The sequence below is a fragment of the Mycobacterium sp. genome (assembly GCF_049281135.1).
In the GTDB taxonomy this organism is placed as follows: domain Bacteria; phylum Actinomycetota; class Actinomycetes; order Mycobacteriales; family Mycobacteriaceae; genus Mycobacterium.
On the sequence record NZ_JBAPRN010000695.1, the window covers coordinates 1 to 6,424 of the forward strand.

The 6,424-nt window shown below is 64.3% G+C and carries 6 protein-coding genes; 4 read left to right on the forward strand and 2 right to left on the reverse strand.

What is annotated here, in order from left to right; translation table 11 throughout:
* Positions 1 to 982, forward strand: a 982-nt coding sequence (locus WAN02_RS27835; protein WP_422268474.1) for an MBL fold metallo-hydrolase, incomplete at its 5' end; no start/stop codon positions are given.
* Positions 983 to 1,149: 167 nt separating this feature from the next.
* On the opposite strand, the gene WAN02_RS27840 is transcribed toward WAN02_RS27835, so the two are convergent.
* Positions 1,150 to 2,055: a helix-turn-helix transcriptional regulator gene (locus tag WAN02_RS27840; protein WP_422268476.1), complete on the reverse strand. Its 906-nt coding sequence runs from the start codon at positions 2,053 to 2,055 to the stop codon at positions 1,150 to 1,152.
* 143 nt (positions 2,056 to 2,198) lie between these two features.
* Here WAN02_RS27840 and WAN02_RS27845 point away from each other — a divergent pair, with 143 nt between their 5' ends.
* A complete protein-coding gene (locus tag WAN02_RS27845; RefSeq protein ID WP_422268478.1) occupies positions 2,199 to 3,179 on the forward strand; it encodes an aldo/keto reductase in 981 nt (326 codons plus the stop codon).
* 42 nt (positions 3,180 to 3,221) lie between these two features.
* Positions 3,222 to 4,061, forward strand: coding sequence for an SDR family oxidoreductase (locus WAN02_RS27850; protein WP_422268480.1), 840 nt, complete (start codon positions 3,222 to 3,224; stop codon positions 4,059 to 4,061).
* A 186-nt stretch (positions 4,062 to 4,247) separates the two neighbouring features.
* Here the strand turns inward: WAN02_RS27850 and WAN02_RS27855 are convergent, their stop codons facing one another.
* On the reverse strand, positions 4,248 to 5,663 hold the full coding sequence (locus WAN02_RS27855) for an aldehyde dehydrogenase family protein (protein ID WP_422268482.1): 1,416 nt from the start codon (positions 5,661 to 5,663) through the stop codon (positions 4,248 to 4,250).
* Between the two features lie 257 nt (positions 5,664 to 5,920).
* Between WAN02_RS27855 and WAN02_RS27860 the strand changes: the two genes are divergently transcribed.
* The coding region (locus tag WAN02_RS27860; RefSeq protein ID WP_422268484.1) for an MmgE/PrpD family protein at positions 5,921 to 6,424 on the forward strand (504 nt) is incomplete at its 3' end.

Consider the following 6,424-nt stretch of genomic DNA (forward strand, 5'->3'; position numbering starts at 1 on the left):
TGCCCCAGGGGTGTGGGCTACCGCCCTGCCCTTCCCGAGCCCGCTGCGCTACAGCCTGTCCTACATCGTCGACACCCCAGGGGGAACGATCCTGGTCGATGCCGGCTGGGACTCCGATGCGGGCTGGGACAAGTTCCTGGCCGGCCTGGCGAACGCCGGTAAGGCCATCGACGACGTCCGCGGTCTGGTCGTTACGCATGCGCACGCGGACCACTTCGGATTAGCTGCCCGACTGCGGACTGTGTCGGACGCCTGGATTGCGCTGCATCCAGCGGAGCGCCCGCAGATTGTCGAGAACGAAGCGGCAACAATGCGCCGCTTCGAAGACATGTACGAGTGGATGCAGCGGTGCGGCGCGCCACCAATGCAACTCGAAGCGTTGCGGAATGACCTGGACGAGGTGAGTCGGCGCTTCCCGGTTGTGGCACCAGATATTGATCTGGTCGCTTCCGCGCCCATCCCAGATACCCAAGGACAGCTGGTGGCAGTTCACACCGCCGGGCACACGCCAGGGTCCGTTTGCTTCCTCGACCGCGAACGTGGACTGCTCTTCACGGGCGATCATTTTTTGCCCCGCGTCAGCCCTAATGTGTCGAAGCGACCGACGTCGGATGTCGATCCTCTACGTGACTACCTTTCATCCCTGGCGACAGTCGACGAGATCGATGCGCAGGCGCCGGTCACCGCCCTCCCGGGCCACGAGTGGGCGTTCGGCGCAGTCGGCCGGCGCGTTTCAGAGTTGCGCACGCATCACGAGGCGCGGCTCGACGAGATAGCCCACGCGGTCTTGGATGGTCGTAGCACGGTGTGGGAGGTAGCGCAGGCGGTGCGGTGGTCCCGACCATTCACCGAGTTGTCAACGCTCGCCTTGCGCTCGGCCATTGGCGAGACCTACGCCCACCTTTACCGCCTCGAGGCAGCAGGAAGAATCCGCCCTGTTCGGGAAGAAGCCGAACGTGCCGCCCGGTGGAGGCGCACGTAAGAAGCAGTGAAGCTGAGGTGCACTCGACTAGCCATTCAGCTCAGATCGAAGTTGTAACAGTCAACATCTAGGAGCGCCCACGGCCCGGTCGAGCCTCCATTATCCCTCGGGCGATTCGCTGCGCTCAAGGATGGTTCAGTCCGCATGATCGAGGCGAGCTTGTGTTGTCACCTTGTCTGTGGGCCCCCTTCGCGCATCGTCGCGCTACGGGCTGCGCTGTCCTCTGTGGCGATCATGTCGAGTAGCGCCAGTTTGTCGTGCTCGGGTGTTCGGGGCGCGGCGAGGTAGGTGATCAGGTGTTGACCGGGGGCGCCGAGTAGCTGCATGACTTGGTAGTCCAGGGCGATGTCACCGGTGTCGGGGTGGTGGAAGGTCTTGTTGCCGCGGCTGTGGCCGCGTACGTCGTAGCGTTCCCACATGCGGCCGAACTCAGGGCTCTTGAGGACGAGTTCGCCTACGAGGTTCGCCAGGTCGGGGGCGTCGGGGTCGGTGCCGGCGAATGCGCGGAGGAAGCCGACCATCTCTCGGGCTTGGCGTGACCAGTCTGGGAACAGCTCGCGTGCGGCTGGGTGCAGGAAGACGTAGCGGGCGACGTTGCGGTGGCTGCCGGGCCAGCTTTCGAGTCCGGGGAGTAGACGCATCCCCCCGGGGTTGTGGGCCAGGATGTCGCCCGTACGACCGACGACATGGGCTGGGAACGGTCGCAGACTCTCCAGCAGCAGATGCACGGTCGGGCTGACAGTGCGACTGGTCGACGTCGGCGGCTTTGGTGTGAGACCGGCCGACCGCGCGACCAGGTCGCGCAGATAATCGTGTTCGGTCTCATTGAGCTTGAGGGCGCGCGCGATGTTGTCGATGACGGACCTGCTCGGTCTGGTTTCTTTGCCCTGTTCCAGACGGACGTAGTAGTCGACGCTGACGCCGGCAAGCGTGGACACCTCCTCGCGCCGCAGGCCGGGTGTTCGGCGCAGCCCGGTGCCGATCGGTAACCCGGTCTCGGCCGGTGTGATCTGCGCGCGACGTGCCCGTAGGAACCGGCCGAGTTCGCTGCCGCCGTCAGGTTTGGCCGTCATGACAATCAAGTCTGCCCTTCCCACCGGAGTCGGTCACCGTCGTGGGTAGCCCTGTCACTGCCATGAACAGCTGACCCTGCCGCGGGCCTGGGCTAGCGGGCACGCTTGAGAAGTCCGAACGCTACCGGATCTGAGGGATCACCGTGAAGCACACCAAGCTAGGAACACTTGACGTCGGACGGATCGGCCTGGGCGCGATGGGTATGTCGGCCGCCTACACCGGTTCTGGCACCAACGACGCCGAGTCGATACGCACCATTCACCGCGCGTTGGATCTCGGCGTCACGCTGATCGACACCGCGGAGATCTACGGCCCATACACCAACGAGGAACTGGTCGGGCGCGCGATCAAGGGCCGTCGCGACGAGGTCGTGCTCGCGACGAAGTTCGGGTTCATGTCACACCGTGATGGCGACCGGCCCGGGGTACTGGACAGTTCACCGGCGAACATCCGCATCGCGGTCGAAGGCTCGCTGGCCCGACTCGGCACCGACCACATCGACCTGTACTACCAGCATCGAGTGGACCGCAACACGCCGATCGAAGACACGATCGGCACGCTCGCGGAACTGGTGACCGAAGGAAAGGTGCTGCACCTCGGGTTGTCCGAGGCGTGGCTGGACACCATCCGCCGTGCCCACGCCGTCCATCCGATCACGGCGCTGCAATCGGAGTACTCGTTGTGGACCCGCGATCAGGAAGCTGAGGTGTTGCCATTGCTGCGCGAACTCGGCATCGGCTTCGTGCCCTATTCCCCGCTGGGCCACGGCTTCCTCACCGGCACGATCCGCTCGATTGATGACTTGGCCGACAACGACTGGCGACGTACCAACCCGCGGTTCACCGGCGACAACTTTCAAAGCAACTTGGCCATGGCCGACGAGGTCGACGCCATCGCCGCCGAATGCGGTGCCACGTCCGCTCAGGTCGCGCTGGCCTGGCTACTGAGCAAGGGCGAACATATCGTCCCTATCCCGGGCACCAAGCGAGTGTCCCGATTGCAGGAGAACGTCGCCGCCGACGAACTGGTACTAACGGCCCAGCAGCTACACCGACTCGACGCACTCACCCCCGCGGCCGGTGATCACCACAACGAGGCCCAAGCCCAGACTCTCGAACGCTGACCCGTCCCTGCCCTTCTTGCATCCCGTCAGGAGATACCAGCTATGAGCAACAAAGACGTCGTCGTCATCATCGGCGCCGGAGCCATCGGGCGAGCGATCGCTCGCCGACAGGGCGCCGGCCGAGCCGTGCTCGTTGCCGACTACAACGAGCACAACCTCCAGTCAGCCACCGCGGCGCTGGAAGCTGACGGGCACGCCGTCACCGCCGAGACCGTCGACGTGTCCTCCCGCGCCTCGGTCGAGGCACTGATCAAGACTGCCACCGGCCTCGGGAACGTCGTGCAGGTCGTCAACACAGCGGGTCTGTCCCCGGTGCAAGCGACGGCCGAGGCGATCTTGCGGGTCGACCTCTACGGCACCGCTCTGTTCCTCGAACAGTTCGGCACCATCATCGAGCCGGGCGGCGCAGGCCTAGTGATCTCCAGCATGGCCGGCTACATGCTGCCCAGGCTGGACCCCGAACACGACCGACTCCTCGCCCAGACTCCGACCGAAGACCTGCTCAATCTGCCCATGCTGAGCGCCGCCGCCGTCCCCGGATCAGGTGCCGCCTACGCCATGTCGAAACACGCCAACCACATACAGGTCGAGGCGGCAAGCCTGGCCTGGGGCAAACGAGGCGCCCGAGTCAACTCCATCAGCCCCGGCATCGTGCTCACCCCGTTGGCCCGCGATGAGATGTCAGGTCCCGGCGCAGCCGGCTACCAGGCCATGCTCGACAAGTCCCCAGCCCGACGCTCAGGCACCGTCGACGAAGTTGCCTCCGCCGCCGCCTACCTCCTGGGACCCGACGCCGGATTCATCACCGGCACCGACCTACGCATAGACGGCGGCGTGATCCCCGCCATCAAGGGCGGCCAGATCACAATCCAACTCAGTTGATGGGGCCGACTACCGCGCGCCACGCGCCTCTTCGCGGGCTTAGCGGAGGTCCGTGGAGGGCACAGCGGTGAGGCTCACCCAGTCACCGCGACGGCCAGGCCTCTCGCACCGTGCGCGCGACGTCCGCGATGCCGAGAAGCGACGATGACAAGTTGGCGCCGGCGGTACTCGGCGTGGAGTTGGCAGCTAACCGATGACCGACTTGTACTCGAGGAACTCTTCGATTCCGATACGGCCCCACTCTCGTCCGACACCTGACAACTTGAATCCACCGTGCGTACCGCGCTTGTCCAGCGGTGCACCGTTGATCCGAATGCGACCCACGCGCAGCCGTTGAGCGAGGGCGTGAGCATGACCCGTGTCGCCGGCCCAGATCGCGCCTGCCAGCCCGTATGGCGAGTCGTTGGCGATACTCAACGCTTCGTCCTCGTCACCAAACGGGATGATGACGAGCACCGGGCCGAAGATCTCCTCCTGAGCTATACGCATCGCGTTGTCGCCTGTGAACACCGTCGGCTGGATGAAGTAGCCGTGCTCGAGACCGGCAGGACGTTCAGTGCCACCAGTGAGCAGGCGTGCACCTTCTCCGAGGCCGATGTCGATGTAGTTGCGGACTCGCTTGTAAGCCTCGGCCGTTGCGACTGGACCGAGCGTCGTAGCCGGACCGAACGGATCGCCCAACACGTAGCTCCGTGCTTTAGCAACGGCGATCTCTTCGGCCTCGCGCAGGCGATCGTGGGGAACCAGAATCCGGGTGAGTCCACCGCAAACTTGCCCGGCGTTGCGGAAGCCGTCCTCGACACCAACCTCAACGGCACGAGCGAGGTCAGCGTCAGCAAGGATTATGTTTGCGGACTTTCCACCCAGTTCCAAGTGGACCCGCTTGATTGTTTCTGCGGCGACTTGCATCACTCGGCGACCGGCGCGGACCGAGCCTGTCAACGACACCATGTCGATGAGGGGATGCGCCGCGATCGGCTCTCCAACCTCGGGGCCCGTCCCGCTGACCATGTTGAGCACCCCGGCTGGCATCCCCGCCTCGACGGCAAGCTCGACGAACTTGTAGCCGGCCAAGGGCGCAACCTCGCTCGGCTTCAAAACGACAGTGCATCCAGCGGCGATCGCGGCGCCAGCCTTGCTGACGATTGAGCGCAACGGAGCGTTCCATGCGGTAATCGCACCGACGACTCCGGACGGTTCACGATGGATGGTCGTGTTCCCGATCTGCTCGGTCCAACTGATCTCAGCGAGGGAGTCGGCGATAATGCGCAGCTCGTCAACCGCGCCAGCCGTCTGAGTCGTTTTTGCTATCGACGCGGGATAACCGACCTCCGAGACGATCGTCTTGGTGATCTCTTCCGAGTTCTGTGACACCAGGTCGGCGAGCCTGGCGAAGACGCGCGCGCGTTCGGCCGGTGAGGTACGTGACCAGCTTGCGAAGGCGTCCGCCGCTGCCGAGGCCGCTTGGTCGACGTCGGCGCTGTTGCCGCGGGGGACCGTCGCAATGGTCTCCTCAGTCGCCGGATTCACAACCGGGATCGTGCCGTCCCCAGCAGACGGCACCCAGCTGCCGTTGACGAAGATGTCGCTGCGGTGCTCCACGCTCAGCTCCTTGCGATTGGGCCCAAGCGATCGTAGCTACGCTCAGCCATTCGTATATTCGCTCATTCTAGATTCGGACGGCCTGTAAGGGCAAGGAAATCCAACATGGAGCTTCGGGAATTCTGCGGTCAATGACGTCCGGAGGAGTCGATATCGGGACGACTGCACGGGTCGGCGTTGACACTCCGAGCCGCTCGGCATAGCCTTTGAGTCGGAATTAGGTACGCATGTGCGCATATACGTCCGTAGGAGTTTGAGTGGAAACCTCGCCTGATCTGGCTTTTGATATTGCGCGCTTCGCGGTATCACTGAGATACGAGGATCTTCCGTCGGACGTCGTCGCGGCCGTCAAGTCCAACATCTTGGACACGCTCTCGTGCGCGCTGGCAGGTTCCTCGGCCGAAGGCATCGCCGAGGTCGCTGATCTTGTCTACGGATGGGGTGGTACGCCGGAGGCATCCGTCTTTGTGTTGGGGGGCAAGGTACCCGCACATCACGCTGCCTGGCTGAACAGCGGGATGGCGCACGCACGCGACTACGACGACACCCACGACGCCGCAATACTGCACGCCGGCGTCTCGACGGTTCCTGCGGCGATCGCCGCGGCCCAACTCAGTGGTGACCACTCCGGCCAAGACCTGATCGTCGCCGTGGCAGCCGGTCTCGAAGTCATGTGCCGTCTGGGAGTTGCCGTCGAGGTCGACATCATTGAGACCGGCTTCATCTACAGCTCGCTGCTCGCCTATTTCTCGGCAACGGTC